18 protein-coding genes and 1 pseudogene are annotated in these 22,520 nt (G+C 44.1%); 10 read left to right on the forward strand and 9 right to left on the reverse strand.

Annotated elements, in window-relative coordinates; all coding sequences use genetic code 11:
* Position 1: 1 nt before the first annotated feature.
* The 6 genes from nuoG to ACNPNW_RS15155 form a co-directional block, all read right to left on the reverse strand.
* A complete protein-coding gene (gene nuoG, locus ACNPNW_RS15130; RefSeq protein WP_448767113.1) occupies positions 2-2,680 on the reverse strand; it encodes an NADH-quinone oxidoreductase subunit NuoG in 2,679 nt (892 codons plus the stop codon).
* A gap of 11 nt (positions 2,681-2,691) precedes the next feature.
* Positions 2,692-4,023, reverse strand: a complete 1,332-nt coding sequence (gene nuoF / locus ACNPNW_RS15135) for an NADH-quinone oxidoreductase subunit NuoF (protein WP_448767114.1) — start codon at positions 4,021-4,023, stop codon at positions 2,692-2,694.
* The gene (gene nuoE / locus ACNPNW_RS15140) at positions 4,020-4,529 is read right to left on the reverse strand and encodes an NADH-quinone oxidoreductase subunit NuoE (protein WP_004280775.1); all 510 of its coding nucleotides are present in this window, start codon (positions 4,527-4,529) and stop codon (positions 4,020-4,022) included. The genes nuoF and nuoE overlap by 4 nt, the downstream gene beginning before the upstream one ends.
* Before the next feature lie 14 nt (positions 4,530-4,543).
* Entirely contained in the window at positions 4,544-6,331 is a 1,788-nt protein-coding gene (nuoC, locus tag ACNPNW_RS15145; RefSeq protein WP_004732074.1) for an NADH-quinone oxidoreductase subunit C/D, read from the reverse strand.
* Between the two features lie 91 nt (positions 6,332-6,422).
* Positions 6,423-7,103: a NuoB/complex I 20 kDa subunit family protein gene (locus ACNPNW_RS15150; RefSeq protein WP_004280778.1), complete on the reverse strand. Its 681-nt coding sequence runs from the start codon at positions 7,101-7,103 to the stop codon at positions 6,423-6,425.
* Positions 7,104-7,109: 6 nt separating this feature from the next.
* The gene (locus tag ACNPNW_RS15155) at positions 7,110-7,655 is read right to left on the reverse strand and encodes an NADH-quinone oxidoreductase subunit A (protein ID WP_044111083.1); all 546 of its coding nucleotides are present in this window, start codon (positions 7,653-7,655) and stop codon (positions 7,110-7,112) included.
* Between the two features lie 572 nt (positions 7,656-8,227).
* Here ACNPNW_RS15155 and ACNPNW_RS15160 point away from each other — a divergent pair.
* Positions 8,228-8,584, forward strand: a complete 357-nt coding sequence (locus tag ACNPNW_RS15160; RefSeq protein WP_180039025.1) for a hypothetical protein — start codon at positions 8,228-8,230, stop codon at positions 8,582-8,584.
* A 68-nt stretch (positions 8,585-8,652) separates the two neighbouring features.
* Here the strand turns inward: ACNPNW_RS15160 and bfmS are convergent, their stop codons facing one another.
* Together bfmS and bfmR are read right to left on the reverse strand one after the other, a co-directional pair.
* Complete coding sequence (gene bfmS, locus ACNPNW_RS15165; RefSeq protein WP_448767115.1) at positions 8,653-10,326, reverse strand: sensor histidine kinase BfmS; 1,674 nt, start codon at positions 10,324-10,326, stop codon at positions 8,653-8,655.
* A 42-nt stretch (positions 10,327-10,368) separates the two neighbouring features.
* Positions 10,369-11,085 carry a response regulator transcription factor BfmR gene (gene bfmR / locus ACNPNW_RS15170; RefSeq protein WP_004280782.1) on the reverse strand — a complete coding sequence of 239 codons (717 nt, stop codon included), beginning with the start codon at positions 11,083-11,085 and terminating at the stop codon, positions 10,369-10,371.
* A 567-nt stretch (positions 11,086-11,652) separates the two neighbouring features.
* On the opposite strand from bfmR, the gene ACNPNW_RS15175 reads away from it, so the two are divergent.
* The 5 genes from ACNPNW_RS15175 (at position 11,653) to ACNPNW_RS15190 (ending at position 16,892) form a co-directional block, all read left to right on the forward strand.
* The gene (locus ACNPNW_RS15175) at positions 11,653-14,490 is read left to right on the forward strand and encodes a ribonucleoside-diphosphate reductase subunit alpha (protein ID WP_448767116.1); all 2,838 of its coding nucleotides are present in this window, start codon (positions 11,653-11,655) and stop codon (positions 14,488-14,490) included.
* Between the two features lie 127 nt (positions 14,491-14,617).
* Entirely contained in the window at positions 14,618-14,782 is a 165-nt protein-coding gene (locus ACNPNW_RS15180) for a hypothetical protein (RefSeq protein WP_448767117.1), read from the forward strand.
* A gap of 20 nt (positions 14,783-14,802) precedes the next feature.
* On the forward strand, positions 14,803-14,931 hold the full coding sequence (locus tag ACNPNW_RS15185; RefSeq protein ID WP_448767118.1) for a hypothetical protein: 129 nt from the start codon (positions 14,803-14,805) through the stop codon (positions 14,929-14,931).
* A 338-nt stretch (positions 14,932-15,269) separates the two neighbouring features.
* Entirely contained in the window at positions 15,270-15,497 is a 228-nt protein-coding gene (locus ACNPNW_RS19355) for a CRISPR-associated protein Cas2 (protein ID WP_247143078.1), read from the forward strand.
* Between the two features lie 111 nt (positions 15,498-15,608).
* The gene (locus ACNPNW_RS15190) at positions 15,609-16,892 is read left to right on the forward strand and encodes a ribonucleotide-diphosphate reductase subunit beta (protein WP_004645882.1); all 1,284 of its coding nucleotides are present in this window, start codon (positions 15,609-15,611) and stop codon (positions 16,890-16,892) included.
* Positions 16,893-17,339: 447 nt separating this feature from the next.
* Here the strand turns inward: ACNPNW_RS15190 and ACNPNW_RS15195 are convergent, their stop codons facing one another.
* Positions 17,340-19,277, reverse strand: coding sequence for a hypothetical protein (locus tag ACNPNW_RS15195; protein WP_448767119.1), 1,938 nt, complete (start codon positions 19,275-19,277; stop codon positions 17,340-17,342).
* Between the two features lie 212 nt (positions 19,278-19,489).
* Here ACNPNW_RS15195 and ACNPNW_RS15200 point away from each other — a divergent pair, with 212 nt between their 5' ends.
* The 4 genes and pseudogenes from ACNPNW_RS15200 to ACNPNW_RS15215 all read left to right on the forward strand — a co-directional run.
* Positions 19,490-19,873: a transposase gene (locus ACNPNW_RS15200; RefSeq protein WP_001055585.1), complete on the forward strand. Its 384-nt coding sequence runs from the start codon at positions 19,490-19,492 to the stop codon at positions 19,871-19,873.
* On the forward strand, positions 19,870-20,205 hold the full coding sequence (tnpB, locus tag ACNPNW_RS15205) for an IS66 family insertion sequence element accessory protein TnpB (RefSeq protein WP_000618091.1): 336 nt from the start codon (positions 19,870-19,872) through the stop codon (positions 20,203-20,205). The genes ACNPNW_RS15200 and tnpB overlap by 4 nt, the downstream gene beginning before the upstream one ends.
* A gap of 74 nt (positions 20,206-20,279) precedes the next feature.
* Positions 20,280-21,638, forward strand: a pseudogene (locus tag ACNPNW_RS15210) (IS66-like element ISAba25 family transposase); the annotation flags it as partial.
* A gap of 575 nt (positions 21,639-22,213) precedes the next feature.
* Positions 22,214-22,520: reverse transcriptase N-terminal domain-containing protein (locus tag ACNPNW_RS15215; protein WP_448766431.1), on the forward strand; the 307-nt coding region annotated here is incomplete at its 3' end.

Consider the following 22,520-nt stretch of genomic DNA (forward strand, 5'->3'; position numbering starts at 1 on the left):
ATTACGCTCCTACCGCGACTGAAACAGGCTCTGCAAGAGATACCGTCGGTGCAAGACCGATTGGGTAACCAATATAACCTGTTGGTAAGTATTCGATTACTTGTACAGGAAGAACAATCGACGTTTCACCTGCTTTAACTGTAATCCGCTGACCATCTTGAACATTCAAGCGAGCAGCATCCTGTTCACCTACTGCAAATACCGGTTCAGGAATACGGGTTTCCATCGCTGGTGTTTTTACTGTGAATTCACCTGAACCAAAGATATGGTGCATTGGTACCAAACGGAAGCTCTCAGCATTCACCAAAACAGGTGCCGGTGCAACAAAACTGCGCGCTGGACGTTTTGGTAAACGGTCGAATAGACGAACACCTGAATCACCACCTTTCAAGTGACCACCCACTTCATTCTGGTACTTGTTCCAAGCTTGTGGAGAGTTCCAGCCTGCAGACCAGGCAAATGGAATCAGTGGAGATGGTGTTTCATTACCCACATAACCTTCCATAGAGAATGTTAATGCAGAATCGATATCGGTTGGCTGTTTCGGCTCGTGGACAGACAATGGCGCACGCATCGAAGTACGGCCTGAGTAACGACGTGGTTCACGTGCCACTTTCAGACCATGTACACGGAAGCCCGCATCAGGTGCAACATCCAGAATGCCTTCAAGCGCAGGAACGTTTTTCGCCACTGACTCGATCACATCATCCAGTAAAGTCCAAGAAATCGCTTTGCCTTTTACGCCTGTTTCCAGAGCGTGTAACCAGCGCCAAGATTCCTTGATCGCCAATTCAGGATTGTAGTAGCTCGGGTCATACACTTGGTAGAAACGTTGTGCACGGCCTTCTTGCGATACCACCGTACCATCACCTTCAGCAAAGCTTGCAGCAGAAAGCACGATGTCGGCTTTTTTCACTGTTTCAGTTTCAGAGTGATCTAAAACAATCACGTCTTTGCCTGAAAGTGCAGCATCCACTTGTGCAGCAGGTAGACGACGATACAGATCGTTTTCAACCACGATCACTGCATCATAATCTTGTGCAAAGGCTTGCTCTAAGCTTTGACCACCGAAGATTGCCATACCCATCGAGTTCACTTCAGGAACTGTCAAGGTCAAGCCTGCATTACCCAGATTTTGTGCAACTTGTGCAGCAGCTTCCATGATTGATGCATCTTGTAAGCTGGTACCCGAGATGATCAATGGTTTTTTCGCAGCTTTTAAGGTGTCGGCAATCGTTTGTGCAAATGCTTTCGCATCGTCATCTAAACCGAGAATTGCTTCACCCTTCACGCCCGCAGCAACAGCAAAACCTAAACGCGCGATGTCGTTTGGAGAAGCAACCACTTCGCCTTCCGCTACGTCAGACAAACGGGTTTGTGTCGCAGCCAGGATGTAAATCGGAGATTTCGCATCTTGAGCAATACGTTGTACCGGCTCAGCCAGCCATTCCTGGGTACGACGTTCCGCTGCCATCTCTTTGCCTTTATTTTTCGCAGCTTGGCGAACAGATAAAGCCATACGAGGCGCAGTTTGGGTTAAATCTTCACCTAAGATCAGAACTGCATCATAGCTTTCAATTTCACGCATATTCGGGTTGTAAACACCCTCGGTTTGCATGATTGAAGCTGCAAGTTCAACCAGATTTTGCTCTTTTTGAGATAAACCTGTTGAGAAGTTCTCTTGACCCACCAACTCACGCAGCGCGAAGTTTGATTCAAGTGATGCACGCGGTGAACCAATCCCCAAAACTTTTTTGTCCTGGATATTTGCAATGACCGTATCAAGTGCTGCATCTACTGAAACAGTTTCTACAGTCGCACCTTTACGGAATTGTGGCTGACGCGGACGGTCTTCGCGGTTCACATAACCTGTACCGAAACGGCCTTTATCGCATAGGAAGTATTGGTTAACTTCACCATTGAAACGGTTTTCGACACGGCGAAGTTCACCATAACGCTCACCCGGAGAGATGTTACAACCTGAAGAACAGCCTTGGCATACGCTTGGCGCATATTGCATGTCCCATTTACGGTTATAACGTGCCGAATGAGTTTTATCGGTAAATACACCTGTTGGACAAACTTCAGTCAGGTTACCCGAGAATTCAGATTCTAAAGTGCCTGATTCCGGACGACCGAAATACACACGTGATGCGTTGGCATACACGCCGAAGTCCGTACCACCTGCATAGTCTTTGTAATAACGCACACAACGGTAACAGGCGATACAACGGTTCATTTCGTGAGAAATGAATGAGCCAAGCTCTTGGTTGTAATGGGTACGTTTGGTGAAACGGTAGCGACGACGGTCATGCTGCGTCATTACGGTCATATCTTGTAAATGACAGTGACCACCCTCTTCACAGACCGGACAGTCGTGCGGGTGGTTGGTCATCAAGAATTCAACAATCGAAGCACGGAAATCTTTTGCTTCTTTGTCTTCAATCGAAATGTAGGTATTGTCAGATGCAGGCGTCATACATGACATGACCAAACGACCACGGGTATCTTCCGGATTCGCGTATTGAGTCACGGCACATTGACGGCAAGAACCAACAGAACCTAAGGACGGATGCCAACAAAAGTATGGGATATCAATGCCAAGACTCAAACATGCTTGTAGCAAGTTTTCCGAGCCGTTGACTTCATACGATTTGCCATCGACATGAATTGTAGCCATAGTCGAATTCCTTAAGCTTGTTCTACGGAGCTAACTTGAGCAGCGGCATTCACCACCTTCGCTTCAAATTCGCCACGGAAATGTTTGAGTGCGCCCATGAGCGGTTCCATTGCACCCGGTGCGTGGGCACAGAAAGTTTTACCGATCCAAAGCTTACGCGTTAACTCTTGTAAGTGATCGATATCTTCCTGTTTACCTGTGCCATTTTCCAGCGCTTTTAACGCTTTCACTGCCCAAGGCAAGCCATCACGGCAAGGGGTACAGAAACCACATGATTCGCGTGCAAAGAATTCTTCGAGGTTACGTGTCGCTGAAACCATACATTGGGTTTCATCTACCACCATCAACAAACAAGTCCCTAAACGCGAACCTGCTTTCATGATGCTTTCCGCATCCATAGGAAGATCAATATGCTCGGCAGCCAGGAAGTCAGTCGATGCACCACCCGGTAACCATGCTTTCAGTTTTAAGCCGTCGCGCATACCACCAGCATGGTCTTCAATTACTTCACGTGCTGTTGTACCAAATGGAAGTTCCCATAGACCCGGGAATTTCACCTTACCTGACGCACCATAAATCTTGGTGCCTGGATCTTTCGACTTACCCGCAGATAAGTTGATATACCATTCAGGACCACGCAGCATGATTGCCGGTAAGTTGTTGTAGGTCTCTACGTTGTTGACAATCGTAGGACGACCCCAAGCACCTGCAACTTGCGGGAATGGCGGTTTGGTACGCGGGTTGGCACGGCGACCTTCAAGCGAGTTAATCAATGCAGTTTCTTCACCGCAGATATAACGACCCGCACCAGTATGCACGTGTAACTCGAAGTTCCAGCCTGTACCAAGGATATTATCCCCTAAGTAACCTTTGGCACGAACTTGCTCAAGTGCTTCATTTAAGTACTGAGCGGCTTCGATGTACTCGCCACGGATAAAGATATAACCGTGTGTTGCTTCAAGCGTATAACCCGCAATCAGCATCCCTTCGATCAATTGGTGCGGAAGATCTTCCATCAACAAACGGTCTTTAAAGGTACCTGGTTCCATCTCATCGGCATTACAAATCAGGTAACGTGGACCTGAGTTGTCGTTTGGCGCCATGAGTGACCATTTGATGCCTGCCGGGAAGCCTGCACCACCACGACCTTTAACAGTCGCTGCCTTAACCACTTCCAATACATCTTTAGGCGACATGGTCAGTGCTTTTTTAAAGCCCGCATAACCTTCCAGCGCTTCGTAATCATCTGCATTACGTATGTTGGCTTGTTTGCTTAAACGCCATGTTAATGGATGCGTTTCCGGGTTACCGTCGCCATAAATTGGTTTTGGTTCAGTATTCATACATACTTCTCCAACAGCTGTTTCACCGAAGTCACTTCAACCAGACCGTGCGTGTCTTCATCAATCATTAAGGTTGGACCTTTGTCACAGTTGCCCAGACAGCAAATTGGCAGCAAAGTGAAACGACCATCTGCAGTCGTTTGACCAAACTGGATTCCTAATTCGCGCTGGAATGCTTCTGCCAAAGTTTCTGCACCCATCAAGAAACACGCAATCGAATCACATAACAGAATTACGTGACGACCGACCGGCTGACGGTAAATACGGTTATAGAAGGTTGCAACACCTTCAAGGTCTGCAACGCTCATGCTCAGCATTTGTGCGATGGCATTCATTTGCGCATCATCTACCCAGCCATTACGGCGTTGTACACACTTCAGCGCATCTAGACACGCTGCACGTGGGTATGGGTAGTGCCCCATGTGATGTTCGATATCGTGAATTTCGTCCGCAGTCAAAATTCCTTCAACATTCACACGTGGCTTTTTATCAGTCAAAATCATCATAATGCGTTTACCCCTTAGCGATCCACGTCAGCCATTACGACGTCAATGGTCGCTAAATAAATGATTAAGTCAGACATTAAGCTGCCGTTAATCACAGAAGGCATTTGCTGTAAATGCGTGAAGGTTGGTGTACGGATACGGGTACGGTAACTCATGGTTGACTTGTCTGAAGTCAAGTAGTAGTTCGACGCGCCTTTTACCACTTCCGCCATCACAGATGCTTCACCCGCCGGCATTACAGGACCCCAAGATACGCTCAGGAAGTGTGTAATCAAGGTTTCAATATCTTGTAATGTCTTGTCTTTTGGTGGTGGAACAGCCAGTGGATGGTCTGCTTTGTACGCACCAGACGGCATATTATCTAAACATTGTTTGATAATTTTCAGTGATTCTTCGATTTCACGGTAGTGAACGATAACACGTGCATAGGCATCGCCTTCGTACTCAACCGGTACTTCAAAGTCGTAATTTTCATAACCGCTATATGGACGGTATTTACGTACGTCAAAGTCGATACCTGTAGCGCGTAGACCTGTACCTGTTACACCCCAAGCCAATGCAGATTTTGCATCGTATTGCGCAACATTACGGGTACGACCCACAAACACCGAGTTTTTCAGCGCTGCAGTATGGTATTCCTTCAAACGTTTCGGCATCCAGTCCAGGATTTCGCGAATCAGGTGCTGCCAGTTGTTTGGAAGGTCATGTGCGGTACCACCGATACGGAACCATGCCGGATGCATACGATAACCGGTGATCGCTTCAATCGCGTCATAGATTTTCTGACGGTCAGCAAACATGTAGAAGACTGGCGTCATACCGCCGGCATCCTGAATCGCAGTACCAATGAACAGCAAGTGGTTATTGATACGGAACAGTTCAGACATCATCACGCGGATACATTGCGCACGGTCAGGTACAGTGATACCCGCCATTTGCTCTACGCCAAGCACGTAAGGCATGTTTTGCGCACAACCACCGAGGTAGTCGACACGGTCTGTATACGGAATGAATGAATGCCAGGTTTGACGTTCAGCCATCTTTTCCACACCACGGTGGTGATAACCGATATCAGGCACACAGTCTTTCACTTCTTCACCGTCCAGCTGCAAGATCACACGGAACGCACCGTGCGCAGATGGATGGTTCGGACCCAAGTTCAGGAACATGAAGTCTTCATCGGCATTGCCGCGCTTCATACCCCAATCTTCAGGGACGAAACGAAGATGTTCCTGTTCGTAGTCCTGTTTGGCTTTATCTTGCAAATACGGCGTATATTCGGTCGCACGTGCAGAATATTCTTTACGTAGCGGATGACCTTCCCAATAGGTTGGCAACAAGATACGACGGAGCATTGGATGCCCTTCGAAATTGATCCCGAACATATCGTAAGCTTCGCGTTCATACCAGTTGGCATTTGGCCAAATATTGGTTGCCGTTGGAAGATTCAAATCGCTTTCAGCTAAGGCAACTTTAATACGAATGTCAGTATTACGCTCGAGCGACAACAAGTGATAGAACACGGTGAAGTCAGACGCAGGTAAACCGTCGCGGTGCGTACGCAGACGCTCATCTACCGCTGACAAGTCGAACAACATCACGTAAGGACGTGACACTGTACGCAAGAACATTAAAACTTCTTGTACACGTGCGCGCTCAACCCAGACTGTCGGGAAATCCTCGAAAGTCGTTTGCACAAAGAAGTTCTCACCAAATTTGGTTTTGAGTTCTTCAATAATGGCAAATGCTGGGCGTGAATCAACAGGCGTTGATTCTGGCATAGCAATGTCAGTTTCAGCCATTGGCTTGGCTTCCTATTTAATACAAATTCAGTCAACCTAAACGACAATTACACCCATAGCGGGTGCACAACAAAACAACCTGTCGTGTAAATTATTTAATTTCATCCATTGAGCGCAGATTTTTCACAGCAACACGCTGGTCTTTCTTACGGTCACGTTCCGGCATCATCTTTGGCTTATACACTGGCTTAAGATCATCACCGATCACCGCAGAAAGCGGACGACGCTCTAGTTGAATCTGGTCTTGCAACAGCATTAATGCCTGAATCAAAGCTTCAGGACGTGGTGGGCAACCTGGAATATACACATCGACCGGGATGATTTTATCCACACCTTGTACGACTGAATAAATATCGTACATACCACCTGAGTTGGCACATGCACCCATTGAAATGACCCATTTCGGTTCAAGCATCTGTTCATACAGACGCTGAATTACCGGCGCCATTTTCACAAAGCATGTACCCGCCACAATCATTAAGTCCGCCTGACGCGGTGAAGCACGGATAACCTCGGCACCAAAACGTGACAAGTCATGCACGCCGGTCAAGGTCGTTGCATATTCTACGTAGCAGCAAGATGTGCCAAAGTTAAATGGCCAAACTGAGTTTTTACGACCCCAGTTGACTGCTGTATGTACCACATCCTCTAAGCGAGTCATGAATACATTTTTATTCACTTCTTCTTCTAGCAACGGATCTTCTACAACAATACGTTCCTGAAGTGGATATTGATCAGCATTCGGATTCGCACGGGTTAATGTATATTTCATCCCGTCTTACTCCTTATCAGATAATTGAGTTTGTGACTTTTTCACAAAACCAGATGATTGAGCCGGGATTTGACCCGTTGGATCCATCACCAATTCTTCAACCGAGTTGAAGCGCGTAATTTCTGCAAGATCCATATTTGGCGAACCAATCTTAGCTTTAATTCCTGCTGCCTTACGTCTGTCTGAAGGTGCCCAATTGAGTGCGCCTGTCGATAACTCGTAAATCAAACCAACAAGTAAAACTATGATAAAGATAGCTGCAGTTGCAAAACCAATCCAACCTACTTCACGAACAGAAACTGCCCATGCATATAGATAAAGTGCTTCTAAATCAAACACTACGAAGAAAATTGCAACTAAATAGAACTTTGCAGACAAGCGGATACGAGCTCCACCTGCGCTAACTACACCTGACTCAAACTGCTCCTGCTTGGCACGGCCCCATGATTTACCCCCGAGGAGTAATGGGACAGTCAGCATAAAGACGCATAAAAATGTAACGCCGATCACGAAGGCAATAATTGCCCATTCGTATGGAGTAATAGCACTCATGCGGGGATAACTCCTGGCAGGCCTATTTGTTAACAAAGAATGTATGTATTGGCCTTCAAATACACCAAACACAAAATTAATCCCGCCAATTGTACCTGATTTTGGATTTCACTTGCTAGTTTATAAGCCTTAGTCTTTGGGATGATTTTTTAGACATTTCAGCATTTAATTTGACTTTAATCATTCAGAATTCGTTTTAATCGTTTTCCCAAATTAAATTTTAATTATCTATTAATTTTTCTATAAATAGCGCTAGCAGAAAATAGGCTGATCGATGAGCTGCTTTTCTCGCCCACCCATTTAGATATAGCCCTTTTCACTATGGAATCCAAGTTAAATCTGATAAAAACTTATTTTAACAACTATTTTTTCTTTCAAACCAATTGATTTAACTTGATATTTAATGTGATTTTTTACATTTAACTGCTGATTTACCCCCTACAGCCACTTGCTAATCTTAGATTGGCAATTGTGTCTTTTTGCAACATGCTCAACGGACTGATTCAGAATATGTTATTTCTATTTCTAAACCACATCATGACATTAATAAAGTAACAATAAGGAGTCCTTGCATGTCTCTACGCTTTTCCCATAAGCCGAATTATTTTTTATTTGCTCAATTACTGGTTCGACATATAGAAAATTACATCCAGAAAAATCCTAATATAAGCCAGGCAGCTTTTGACTTACGTGACATCCACGCACTTTTTCAAGAGGATCACGCTTCCTCCAGCATCAATCTGGATGGCATTATGAATATCGCTGACGAATATAAAGTCGAAACCTTATCAGGTGACCAGAAACTGATTCAGCGCTATAACGTCGATGCGAAAAACACCAAACTATTGATCGACTTTAATCCTGAAGCGCTACAAAGCTTAAAAGAGGGCAAATCCCTCATTGAACCTGATGCGACCATTCAGGAATAAAATTTCTCCCAATAAAAAAACGATGCCGATGCATCGTTTTTTTTATGACTAAAATCATTCCCACAATATCAAGCCAAATGATCACTCGCTTCCTCAGGCTTTTTTTCTAGCATCTTGCGCTTACTCTTCTTGACATAACGCTGTGCCGGCCAGGTCATGGTAAAACGCGCGCCACCCAGGGTCGGACTTTGATCAACCTGAATCGTGCCACCAAACCAGTACGCAATCCGACTGACAATCGACAAACCTAAACCATAACCACCCGAAGCACGGGTACGGCTATCATCCAGTCGGGCAAAGGCTTCAAAAATTCGGGCACGATCTATTTCCGGAATCCCCGGCCCGTCATCTTCAACGCAAACATAGGCCTGACCATCTTGGTCCAGACCACCGCTAATCAAGATTTTATGATCACAATAACGGATGGCATTCCCCACCAGATTCTGAATCACACGATGCAGATAGCGACGCTCCGCCTCTACCGTTACAGCAACAGGCATTGGATGTAATTCAATGATTTTCTGGGTTTTCAGTGCTTCAGTTTCCTGAGCTACCTGATTCAGTACGTCATACAGATCAATCTGCTCAAACTCAATCGACGGCATGCCCTGTTCCAGTTTGGCATAGGTCATGATCTCATCAATCAGGGTATTCAGCGCTTCAATATCTTTATCAATCTGTTCAACCTGTTGCAGACGATAATCGTAGTCATCTTCATCTGCCATCATTTCCACACCAAAGCGGATCCGTGCCACCGGTGTACGCAATTCATGCGACACCGCACGCATCAGCTCACGCTGCGCTTCGATCAAACGCTGGATATGATCTGACATATTGTTATAACTAGAGGCTAGTGTAGACATCTCGTCACTGCCTTCTACAGGAAGACGCAATGACATGTTACCCGATTTCATTTTGTTTAAGGCATAGCTGACTTCACGCAACTTGCGCTGCATTGGCACAAGCAAACCATAAACACCCAGACTCAACACAAACAGGCTTAACAAGGTAATACCGGTCGCTAACTGGAATGGCATCCAGTTAAACAGGGGCACCGGCCCCATGACCAATACTTGCGAGGTCGAACCGGGAATCGGTGAAATAATTGAAATCGTAGTACCACGGATAGAGGCATTATCGCGGTATAAAATGATGCTGTGATCCAGACGCAGACGTCCGATCTGTTCGGAGTCTAAAGGTAGATTCTGGACATTTTCGATAGAAACCGGATAAGAAAAATAATCCTGAATACGAGCCAGATATTCTTTTTCCTGACCTGGATAGTAGACCAGATAATCCAGAATAAAGACTGGTAAGGCCTTCATCTGGCGCTCAGTAATGCTGTCGGCCTTAATATAAAGGTAATGACCCGGGTCATCGCGCAGCCCCACCACAATATAGGCAATACCCGATTCGGCGTCCCAACGCACCACAGCCTTACGTTCGGCAATACGGCGTCCTTCAGCACGGGTAATGTCGACCTTGCTGGCTTCTACATAGTGAATGGGCAATTCCAGCAAATCGGAGGCATCAGAAACCCAATCCATTTTTTGCTGGAGATTTGGCTGGCGTGCAACCCCTTCACTGATGATATATGCCATACCATCAGTCAGGGATTCGCGATATTCTTGCGCACGCTGATAGTTGATAATCTGTACCAACAAATAGCCGAACACCGCCACCAAGACGACAAGGATGACGAGTCCTGCGTATATACGCAAAAATATACTGTGTTTAAACACCTATAATTTATCCTGCTTGTTCAAGCAACAAACCACATTTGCTTAAAGACCATTGGTCTCTTTAACAAAAAGATAACCCTTACTACGTACTGTTTTAATACGCTTCGGATTTTCTGGATCGTCACCGATTTTTGGACGGATACGAGAAATACGTACATCGATTGAACGGTCTTGACCATCATATTCGATACCACGTAAACGCTCGAAAATATCTTCGCGAGAGAGAATACGGCCAGCATTCGATGCAAGCAACCATAAAAGGTCATATTCTGCACTGGTAAAATCAACCAGATCGCCATTTAAGGTCACTGAACGGCCGCCATTATCGATGACCAGGTCATCAAATTCGATGCGTTGTGCCACTTCATCTTCAGGCACTTTGTCAGTACGACGTAGCAATGCACGGATACGCGCCAGCAATACACGCGGCTGAACAGGCTTAGCGACATAGTCATCCGCACCCATTTCCAGACCCAAAACCTGATCCATATCTTCAGTACGCGCAGTCAACATCAAAATCGGTTGATGATAATGTGGACGCACTTCACGGCAAATGGTCAAGCCATCAGCACCTGGTAACATCACATCTAGCACCACCATATCTGGCTGCTCGGCAATAATCCGACGAATGGCACGGTTACCATCCGGCTCTACCCCCACCTCAAGTCCATTACGAATGAGGTATTCTTGCGTTAAACGAGCAAGACGCTCGTCATCTTCAACAATTAAAATCTTGGGTAACTTTTCTTCTTGGCTCATGTATTGCCCCTTATTTGGTGGATCTACGCTATAGGCGTATCCTTTTGAAATCCAATAGATACGTTTTTAATATGCTTGCAATATACACACGTTTACATTGTAAACAAGATAGCGTTCACCAAACTGATACATCAAGATAGCATTTTGTAATATTTTATCGTGCATTTTTTGGACAATTATGCTTGAAACAGTGGTTTAGATCTGATTTGCGATTTACACAACTATTACATGGACAAAATATGACTGCTTGATTCAGCACTTTTTAGTTATCCACAGTGTTATCTATAAGCACTTTCTTTTGACTTTGTTATGCTATGCCTTGCCTGATAAGGCTTATACAAAAATCAATAAAAATAGCGATATTTTTACAAGGATTAAAGCACAACTTAAGAAAAATATTTAGCTAAATGTCAATATTGATCTACCCTAAATTTTCCCGTATCTTGTGTTCAATTAATTTTAAAACCACTAGGTCTTGTGTTTATTCCTCAAACACTGTGGCATGAATTTTGCCCAGTTCAAACGGTCTATAAACATAAAAATAGATGACAACGGAGCTATGCTAACATGAGCGTAATCACTTCAACTCCTGGTCAACTTCAGGTGATTAAACGCACCGGTGATGTTGCCGCTTTTGATGCAGAAAAAATTTCTGTCGCAATTGGTAAAGCGTTTTTGGCGGTTGAAGGCCAACAAAGCGCTGACTCGAGCCGGATCCATGATCGTATCGAGCAACTGACGGAAATGGTATTAAATACCTTTAAACGTCGTTTACCTTCTGGCGGAACGATTCATATTGAAGAAATTCAAGACCAAGTTGAACTTGCGCTAATGCGTACGGGCGAACAGAAAGTTGCACGCTCTTATGTCATTTACCGTGAACAACGTTCTGAAGCACGTAAACAGTTAGGTGCTCATCATCACCCGACCCTGCAAATTACTGATGCTGAAGGCAAACTTAAGCCACTGGATTTAAGTGCTTTAACTGCGCATGTTACTAAAGCAGCAGAAGGCCTTGAAGGCATTGATGTACAAGCCATTGTCGATGAGACCGTGAAAAACTTGTACAACGGCGTAAAAGAGTCTGACATCTCGACCACGATGATGATGGCGACCCGTACCCGTATCGAGCAAGAGCCTAACTATACATATGTGACTGCACGTTTATTGCGTGATGACCTGGTTGCGACTGGTTTGAAATTCCTGGGTCTACCTTTAGATACAGTTGAAGGCGATGCGCTGGAAACTTACCTGAAAAAAGGGATTGAGCTTGAGCTGCTTTCTCCAGAATTGCTGAACTTTGACCTGGCGAAACTGGCAGCGGCGATTCAACCGGAACGCTCGAATCAGTTTACTTACCTGGGTCTGCAAACATTATTTGACCGTTACTTCATCCATTCGGATGGCGTACGTTTCGAACTTCCGCAATTGTTCTTTATGCGTGTTTCTATGGGCTTGTCGCTCAATGAAGAAAACCGTGAAGATCGCGCGATTGAGTTCTATAACTTATTGTCTAGCTTCGACTACATGGCTTCGACGCCTACCCTGTTTAACTCAGGTACGCTTCGTCCACAATTGTCTAGCTGCTACTTGACCACGATTGATGATGACCTGTATGACATTTATGGCGCGATGCGTGATAACGCAATGCTGTCTAAATGGGCAGGCGGTTTAGGTAATGACTGGACGCCAGTTCGTGCTTTGAACTCATACATCAAAGGGACTAACGGTAAATCTCAAGGTGTAGTTCCGTTCTTGAAAGTAGCGAACGATACGGCTGTTGCGGTCAACCAGGGTGGTAAGCGTAAAGGTGCAGTTTGTGCGTACCTGGAAACCTGGCACCTGGACATCGAAGAATTCCTGGAACTGCGTAAGAATACCGGTGATGACCGTCGTCGTACACATGACATGAACACTGCGAACTGGGTTCCTGACCTGTTCATGCAACGTGTATTCGAAGATGCAGAATGGACACTGTTCACCCCTTCTGAAACGCCTGATCTACATGATTTGACGGGTGCAGAATTCGCTGAGCGTTATGCACATTACGAAGCGATTGCCAAAGAAACAAACATGTTGCACAAGAAAATCCGTGCAAAAGATTTGTGGCGCAAAATGCTGTCTATGCTGTTTGAAACAGGTCACCCGTGGATCACATTCAAAGACGTATGTAACCTGCGTTCACCACAGCAACACGTAGGTGTGGTGCATTCATCTAACTTGTGTACAGAAATTACTTTAAACACCAGTAAAGAAGAAATCGCAGTATGTAACCTGGGTTCGATCAACCTGGTACAACACGTTCAAGGCGGTGTTCTTGATCGCGAAAAACTGGCACGTACAGTTAAAACTGCGGTTCGTATGCTCGATAACGTGATCGACATCAACTACTACGCTGTTCCACAAGCGCGTAACTCGAACCTGAAACACCGTCCAGTCGGTATGGGTATCATGGGCTTCCAGGATGCACTGTATGAGATGAACCTGGCTTATGGTTCTGATGCTGCGGTTGAGTTTGCTGATGAATCAATGGAAGTGATTTCTTACTACGCGATTTCAACATCTAGCGATTTGGCTGTTGAACGTGGTACATACGAAACATTCAAAGGTTCATTGTGGGATCAAGGTATCCTGCCAATCGACTCGCTTGATCTGGTTGCGAAAACTCGTCCAGAACGCATGTTCGAAGTCGACCGCACTCAACGTCTGGACTGGGACACTTTACGTGCCAAAGTTCAAAAAGACGGTATGCGTAACTCGAATGTGATGGCAATTGCTCCGACTGCTACGATTTCAAACATTTGTGGCGTGTCGCAATCTATTGAGCCTACATTCCAGAACTTGTATGTGAAATCTAACTTGTCTGGTGAATTCACCGTGATTAACCCGTACCTGGTACGTGCGTTGAAAGAACGTGGTCTTTGGGATGCGGTGATGGTCAATGACCTGAAACACTTCGAAGGTTCTGTGCAGAAGATTTCCCGTATTCCTGAAGAGCTTAAAGCCATCTTCGCGACTGCGTTTGAAGTTGATACTCGCTGGATCGTAGATGCTGCATCACGCCGTCAAAAATGGATCGACCAAGCGCAGTCTCTGAACCTTTACATCGCTGGTGCAAACGGTAAGAAACTGGACATCACTTACAAGATGGCCTGGTTACGTGGTCTTAAGACGACTTATTACCTGCGTGCATTGGGTGCGACTTCTGCCGAGAAATCAACAATCAACACTGGCGCATTGAACGCAGTTAAACCTGCAACTGTTGCGGCGCCTGTTGTAGCAGCAGCTCCGGTGGTTGAAGCGCAAAAACCTGAAGCTCCTGCAGAGGAAGAAGGTTTTGCACAAGCGGCTCCAGTGCCAATGGCATGTTCAATTGACAACCCTGATTGTGAGGCTTGTCAGTGACATTGATTAAACAATAGATCCACTAGCTCTAATGAATTTATTCATTAGAGCTCTCAAAATAGTCGATTCGACTATCTGGATTGTTGTTTAGTCAGAGATAGTCGAATCCCTTTAATTAGGTGATTCAATGACAATTGAAAGCATTATTGCGATTGGTTGTTTTGTAATTGGATTAGTGGCTTATATCGGCTGGTCAGTGAAATGTAGTTTGCAAAATATTGCGAATAAAACAAACTCACATAACACCTATATCACTAATAACTATGATGGAACTAAAAAACCAAAAGAGTAGTTAAAACAAAGGAAACCTCAATGCCTCATATGACCCAAAACTACATGTTAGGACTTGCGGCATTGCTGATTTCCTTTGGTATTACCTTTTATTTACCAATTGCTTATTTCTGGCTCAAAGTTCGCCAGCAGCGTAAACAAAATAAGTAGTTTTCTTTAGACGAATTACTTCTTTTGATTATGTAGCAATACAAAATCAAATCTAGATTGAAGGTTACGAAAGATAAAAAGTAATTAGAAATTTAGAAAAGATTTGAGAAAAATGTTGGGGATATTGCAGTATCCCCTCCATCAATCTCAGATAACCGAGAACACGGTTGACTGATAACTTTCAGCAAAGAAAGTAACGAAATCTTCGTTCACTTTGAGTTTTGAGTCAACTGTTAATTCTCATTTTTAATCTAAAACATTGTTTTTAGGAGCTTTAAAAATGCAATGCAATTTACAGTCTTACTTATCCAAAGTTAAAGGAGTTTTCAATGCACTACATGTGTTTAAGTTACGATCTACACAATAAACCACGCTCAAACTATTCCAAGATTTATCAAGCTCTTGGACAATATGAGCATGAAAGATTACAGAAATCGATTTGGTTGCTACATACAACAAAATCGAGTGATGAAATCATGAAAGATTTTAGGCATTGTGTCGATCAGAGAGACAGACTAGCTGTTTTTCCAATTGACCAAAATTTGTTAAACATTTTAAAGGAATAGGAACCCCCGCCCATTTCATTAATATATGAAATGATTTTGAAACAGAGACAGGTTTATAATCTTGTCTCTATTTCAAATGGGGTTCACCTTTTTATACTTAAGGAGAATCCCATGTCTATCCTAAGTTGGGACGATTTCGAAGATGATTCGCAAAAACCGGCTGCACCTGAACAGCAGCCTGCGCCCGTCGAGCCGCAAAAAGCGACTAATTCACAGATGGTATCTGATGCAGGCAACGCATCGCCGGATGTGGCAGCTGCACAACCCCTTAGAGCCACTCAAAACCGAGGATCAAATCCAACCGATTCGCTGGCAAGAGCATCTGCTTCCCTAGAGCAACTTGATGTTGCTCCAGGTCTGGAAGAGCTTGAAATGGGTGCGCAACGTGTACAAGTTGATGACAAGGCAATGATCAACTGTCGTGCTGACTTGAACCAGCTTGTACCGTTCAAATACGAATGGGCTTGGCAGAAGTATCTGGACGGATGTGCAAACCACTGGATGCCGCAAGAAGTCAACATGAACCACGACATCGCGCTGTGGAAGTCTGAAAATGGCTTGACTGAAGATGAACGTACCATCGTGATGCGTTCACTTGGTTTCTTCTCGACTGCCGATTCACTGGTTGCAAACAATCTGGTACTGGCGATTTACCGTCATATTACCAACCCTGAATGCCGTCAGTACATCTTGCGTCAAGCGTTTGAAGAAGCAATTCATACGCACGCTTACCAGTACTGTATCGAGTCGCTAGGTATGGATGAAGGCGAAGTCTTCAACATGTACCGTGAAGTACCGTCAGTGGCACGTAAGGCAGCGTGGGGCCTGAAATATACTCAGTCTTTAAGTGATCCTACTTTCAAAACTGGTACCCCTGAAAACGACCAAATCCTGCTTCGCAACCTGATCGCGTTCTATTGTGTACTTGAAGGTATCTTCTTCTACTGTGGTTTCAGCCAGATCCTGTCGATGGGCCGTCGTAACAAGATGAATGGTGTTGCCGAGCAATTCCAGTACATCCTGCGTGATGAGTCAATGCACCTGAACTTTGGTATCGATATGATCAACCAGATCAAGATCGAAAACCCGGGTTTATGGACCACTGAATTCCAGGAAGAAATCATCCAGATGATTCTTGAAGGCACGATGCTGGAAATCGAATATGCACGTGACACCATGCCACGCGGTGTACTTGGCATGAACGCTGGCATGATGGAAGAATACCTGAAGTTCATTGCTAACCGTCGTCTGGCGCAGTTAGGCTTGCCTGAACAGTTCGCTGGTGTGAATAACCCGTTCCAGTGGATGTCAGAGATGATGGACTTGCGTAAAGAGAAGAATTTCTTCGAGACGCGCGTAACAGATTACCAAACTGGCGGTGCGTTAAGCTGGTAAGGTTTAGCTTAAATGTTGATTAAAGCATAAGGTGAAATTTACAAAGCATAAGCTGAAATAAATTAAACCATAAGCTGAAATCAACTAAAATCAATAAGATAATGTCATAAAATATTATGGCATTATCTTTTTAATTTAAAACATCAATGAAATAATCCTAAAATATCAAAGATTTGCCTACTCCCTGATTATTCATATTTATAAATTTTTTATTGTAAAATGACACATTGCTTGTCATTTACGACAGATAGATGGCATCTATTAAAAAAGAACACATCAATAGGATTAATTTTAAAATTTTTATTTATCTAATATTTTAGAGCTTAATTTAGACTTATGATCTCTTTTAAAAAAGATGCTATTTAGAGACTGTTTACTGATTATTTTGCTGAGAAAACTATGCTCTCTGATTCTCTATATTCCTTGACATAGCTAAATTCACACATCTTACAGTTTTAACCAATCAGGCTTCTCATCAAGAAGACTCTGCTTCAGTGAATCAGACGGCTTTATTCTAAACTTAACACTACCAGTACGCTCATAAGACAAATGACCTTGAAGCACGCCACCTAGATCTGGTTTAGCTGAGGAAATAGGTGCTAATACTGTAATCTCACTTGCTAATTTTTCTATCCATTCTGATGCAGGCTTTAATGGATCTATGATATTAAACAAATTGATCAATATTTGATAAACCAGGTGGGCAGAACCCTTAATACTTAAATTTATCAATAACTTGTTATTAACCCAGCTAATAGGAATTGAAATTCTTTGTAGCCCATTATGCTCGATATCATAAAGTAGTGAATTAGAAAGTCCCGAAATAAAGTCCTGCATCTCAGTTAGAAGATCACTCTGCTTTCCAAAAATTACTTTGGCCAGATTTACAACTCCATCATCAATTGCTATTGAGCTTATATTTGTCATATCAAATTTACTGCGAATGAACTCATCAATAGCACCACACCCAGTTTCTACCGTTTTTAAAAGTTGCTCATTAGGTAAGGCTATAGTCGATGGCTCAATATATGATTCATTAAGAGAATCATAGTGTGTAAGACAAATAAATGCTGTTAATTCGCTTTCTATTGTAAATTCTGCATTATCGGTAATTAGTACGTCTTCATCTATTATGTCTTTTGGATGGGTTTCTATATCATCGTGAACTACACCAAAATATTCAGGAATTAATGGATTCCCTTTAAAATAATCACTTAATAATCCTTTCCAAAGTTCAACAGACATAAATCCATCAAATCTGAACAATTTTGTGTACTCAGATTGTTTTCCAGCATGATCAATTGATAAACCTATTCTTTCTATATACTTATCTTGAGAATAGGCTCGTATAGCACCGTCAAAATGAGCAATGGTTGAGGTACCGATAGAATATTCTGCATGCGCATAACGGCATCCATATTGATCCCCTAGAAGTCCTCCAGATTGATTTTCAATTAACTCCTCAATTTCAAAAGTACGATATCTATCCTCTATAGTTGAAATTATGCGTGTTTCAGGTGATTTCCACCAAATTTGAGTCCTATCAATCCCCTCGAAATACCTTGTTCTATCCGATGCCTTATGTTCTGTTACACCATTGGGTATCAATGAAATATCATTATTAAAGTGAGGTCCCCACCAATATTCTAACTCTAATAGATTAGTGACAGTCTCTGGATGACCAATAAGATCTGGATCAAGGCGTATTCGAGGAATTAGATGGGGGTTATCTATTACTGCTTTATTAAAATTTGAAAGAAAATATTCATTAAATTTATTTCTATGCGACAGACTACGCCTAAAGAATCTATGTGCAAATATCAATAAATTATATTTCTTATCTAAAAACATACCCGGCTGAACTTGCTCCATGCTTTGGCACAGTATTTTATAATTTGTTAAACCATCTTTATCTACAGCTTCGCTTGAGGGATTAAACAGTTCAGGATAGAGTGACGATGCAACATTATCTCGAGACAATACATAAGCCTCCATCTTAAGAAACCTATCAAACTCATCAAGCTTTAGTATGTTTCCTCTTTCTAACAAATCTCTTTTTAAAGCACCTTTCTTGTCATTATTATGTGATTCCCAAAAATGAGAAGCGACCTGTTCTAATTGAATTTTCTCTTGCTTCGTTTCTGCTTCCTCAATCATTCCAATTACACGAACCATATTGCTATCTATAAAGAGACCAAGTACTTGGCTCCACCCAAAGGGACGATGCATATCATGTTGTATATGAACGGGTAATCCCGCTGAAAGACCTGTGGTAAACCTTTCAGAATGGTGTGTTTCTTCAGCCTTCATCAACGTACTTGCAGGAATTTGGAAGCCTGATTTGTTTATCTGATTCGTAGTAAAAATGCCAAGTTTCCGCTTCATGTACATACCCCATTACTTAAATATAAAAAAATTAAATATAAATCAATAACTTGCTTATATTTAGATTCATATTTCCATGTATTACTAATAAAAAGTACAAAGAAATGGTTTATAACCCTATGTTATGTAAGCATCCGGCTAACACAGCCTTACCAAGCGATCCTATAAGCCTTAATTTAGTTCCCACCTAAAAACAAGTGGGGACTTAATCCATGAACATGGATATATATTCAGCAACACCTCCTGTTGCTAAAAAACGCCGAAAATACAGCAAAGAATTCAAACTCAGTATTGTCAATGCCTGCAAAAATCCTAATACCTCGATCGCTTCGGTCGCACTGCAACATAGTATTAATGCCAACCTTGTCAGTCGTTGGATCAGGATCTTCAGCCATCATGAGGGTGCCGTGCAGGATCCTACTCATGTGAATCCAGCATTTATTGCTTTGCCTTACACTGCTGCAATCAGCCAACCTATTGATGAGAGGATCACGTTGTGTATCACCGTGCCTCATACGAATAATGATATTCAGCTAAAATGGCAGACATCAGAAATACCTGCCTTGGCAGAATTACTCAAGGCACTTGCAACATGATCCGCATTGATGAAATCTGGTTGTCTACTCAGCCCATGGACATGCGTGCAGGTATGGATACGACCATGGCTCAGGTGGTGAGAGCCTTTGGCTACATCAAACCGCATTGTGCTTACCTGTTCTGTAATAAACGTGGCCATCGCATGAAAGTGCTGGTACATGATGGATTGGGCATCTGGCTGTGTGCCCGGCGGCTGGAACAGGGCAAATTTCACTGGGCTCAAGTTCACCAAGGTGAAACCGTGGCCCTCAGCCCGGAACAGTTACAGGCACTGATCCAAGGTTTGCCCTGGCAGCGCATTGGACGACAGCAGGTGGTGACGATGCTTTAAACCAGGCTCGACCATTCTGCTATTCTCCAAACGTTCTATTTCATTCTTCTCATGACCTCAGGCATACTGCGGTCATGAATACGCTGCCTGACTTAAGCCAACTGACCCATGAACAACTGCTGGAATTCACCAGGCAGTTGGCGCTGCAGCATCAGTCTCTAGCACAATCAAACCAACAATTGGATGCCAAAGTTCAACATCTTTCTATTCTCAATCAAAAATACGAGCATGAACTGGCGCTGTTTAAAAAGCATAAATTCGCCCAAAAGAATGAACACTTAACGGCAAAACAAATCCATCTGTGGGATGAAGCGGTTGAAGAAGATATTGCCGCGGTTGATCTAGAACTGGAACGGCTAAATGCAGATAAAACCAATGCAGCGACACAGAAAGCCAAAACCAATAAACCTAAACGTCGACCACTGCCAGATCATCTACACACCATCCGTATTGAGCATGAACCTGCATCAACCCAATGTGCTTGTGGCTGCCAACTCCGTCGTATCGGCGAAGATGTCAGTGAAAAACTGCATTTCAGACCGGCACAGTTCTATAAGGAACAGCATGTGCGTGGTAAATGGGTCTGTGATCAGTGTGACACTCTAACTCAGCAAGCGATGCCCGCCTATGTGATTGATAAAGGCATTGCTTCACCTGAATTGCTCAGCCATGTGCTGGTATCGAAGTATGCCGATCATTTGCCGCTGTACCGTCAGCGCCTGATCTATCAGCGGGCTGGCATTGATCTGTCCAGATCCACTTTATCTGACTGGATAGGTCGCTGCGGTGTAGAACTGGAACCTCTGGCCAATGCCTTAAAAGAGGTGGTGCTGCAACAGCGGGTGCTGCATGCAGATGAAACACCGGTCACCATCATGCGGATGGGTGAGAATAATAAAAAACCGAAGAAAGGTTATGTCTGGGCCTATGCCACCACACAGTATAATCCAGTTCAGGCGGTGATCTATGACTTTCAGGATAGTCGTTCAGGCCAGCATGCTGAAGAGTTCTTGAAAGGCTGGCAGGGCTATCTAGTCTGTGATGATTACAGTGGTTATAAAGCACGTTTTAAATCAGGCCAGGTGATTGAGGTGGGGTGCATGGCCCATGCACGTCGTAAATTCCATGAACTGCATGTAACTGGGAAAAGTCAGGTTGCTGAACAGGCCTTAGTGCTGATTCAGAAACTGTATGCGATAGAAGCAGAACTCAGGAAAAAGACCGATGGTACAGCGGAAGACCGCCGCGAATACCGACAACAGCATAGTCAACCAGTGATGCAACAACTATATGAATGGCTCAACCAACATCATCTGACAGTGCCATCGAGTTCTCCCACCGCCAAGGCTATCAATTACACTCTGAAGCGTTGGCCAGCCTTAAGCCGCTATCTGGATGATGGCAATCTACCGATATGCAACAATTGGGTAGAGGTGCGACACGAAGTCGCTTAATGAAGTTGTTCCCCCTGCGGGAACCACCCGTGTCACCGGGTGAATCTAGAAGGCTGAATAAAGAGCGCCTTCGACAATGTAACGAGGCACCGTAAGGTGCGGGGTATCAATCGTGAGAGGCGTACTCTTCTGGCAGCCATAGCCGGACAAGGGCTAGATAATCGGTATGGTGAACACATGTGAATCTGCGCAACGATCGTTAAATTGAACGAGCGGAAATGGCTAATACGCTCGAACCAAAACGGTAATGGAGGTGGGAATCGCGTCTTTCTACTACGCATTCGTGACCCATACGCCTCCCGGTCGATAGCAGGCACCTAAGCCGATGTACTTCAGTAAGCGGAACGTGGAAATCCCGTATTACCCCCATTGGGAAAGCAGTTTGCAAAAACTGCCCATGGTGATGCGGGCGAAGGAACGAGGAAAAAGCGAATGCCAGTCTGTAATGGGTTGGATAGAGGTTGAAACATTACCCCACGCGAAAGCGGGCTGACGTCCTTATGGTCTCTCATCACAAGAGAGTGTGTAGAACCCTTTTAATGGAGGGAGAGCAAATGAATGCAGCAGTATCAGCGTGTGCACCTTCCAGCACATCGTGGGACAGCATCGATTGGATTGCTGTACAGCGTCATGTCAGAGGGCTGCAAGCGCGTATTGTGAAGGCGGTACAAGACGGCAGGCATAACAAGGCGAAAGCTTTGCAATGGCTGCTGACTCACTCGTTTAGTGGCAAAGCATTGGCCGTAAAACGAGTGTCTGAAAACAAAGGCAAAAACACGGCTGGGGTCGACAAGGTGACTTGGAATACACCCAAGGCCAAGACCGGTGCGATGATGTCGTTGAAGAGGCGAGGTTACACGC

Source organism: Acinetobacter endophylla (assembly GCF_053543775.1).

Bases quoted from the DNA above. Each gene is read 5' to 3' on its own strand.
- nuoC (WP_004732074.1), bottom strand. From the start codon at position 6,331: ATGGCTGAAACTGACATTGCTATGCCAGAATCAACGCCTGTTGATTCA.
- ACNPNW_RS15155 (WP_044111083.1), bottom strand. From the start codon at position 7,655: ATGAGTGCTATTACTCCATACGAATGGGCAATTATTGCCTTCGTGATC.
- ACNPNW_RS15180 (WP_448767117.1), top strand. From the start codon at position 14,618: ATGACAATTGAAAGCATTATTGCGATTGGTTGTTTTGTAATTGGATTA.
- nuoG (WP_448767113.1), bottom strand. From the start codon at position 2,680: ATGGCTACAATTCATGTCGATGGCAAATCGTATGAAGTCAACGGCTCG.
- ACNPNW_RS15150 (WP_004280778.1), bottom strand. From the start codon at position 7,103: ATGAAATATACATTAACCCGTGCGAATCCGAATGCTGATCAATATCCA.
- ACNPNW_RS15185 (WP_448767118.1), top strand. From the start codon at position 14,803: ATGCCTCATATGACCCAAAACTACATGTTAGGACTTGCGGCATTGCTG.
- bfmR (WP_004280782.1), bottom strand. From the start codon at position 11,085: ATGAGCCAAGAAGAAAAGTTACCCAAGATTTTAATTGTTGAAGATGAC.
- tnpB (WP_000618091.1), top strand. From the start codon at position 19,870: ATGATCCGCATTGATGAAATCTGGTTGTCTACTCAGCCCATGGACATG.
- ACNPNW_RS15175 (WP_448767116.1), top strand. From the start codon at position 11,653: ATGAGCGTAATCACTTCAACTCCTGGTCAACTTCAGGTGATTAAACGC.
- ACNPNW_RS15200 (WP_001055585.1), top strand. From the start codon at position 19,490: ATGAACATGGATATATATTCAGCAACACCTCCTGTTGCTAAAAAACGC.
- ACNPNW_RS15160 (WP_180039025.1), top strand. From the start codon at position 8,228: ATGTCTCTACGCTTTTCCCATAAGCCGAATTATTTTTTATTTGCTCAA.
- ACNPNW_RS15195 (WP_448767119.1), bottom strand. From the start codon at position 19,277: ATGAAGCGGAAACTTGGCATTTTTACTACGAATCAGATAAACAAATCA.
- ACNPNW_RS19355 (WP_247143078.1), top strand. From the start codon at position 15,270: ATGTGTTTAAGTTACGATCTACACAATAAACCACGCTCAAACTATTCC.
- nuoF (WP_448767114.1), bottom strand. From the start codon at position 4,023: ATGAATACTGAACCAAAACCAATTTATGGCGACGGTAACCCGGAAACG.
- nuoE (WP_004280775.1), bottom strand. From the start codon at position 4,529: ATGATGATTTTGACTGATAAAAAGCCACGTGTGAATGTTGAAGGAATT.
- ACNPNW_RS15190 (WP_004645882.1), top strand. From the start codon at position 15,609: ATGTCTATCCTAAGTTGGGACGATTTCGAAGATGATTCGCAAAAACCG.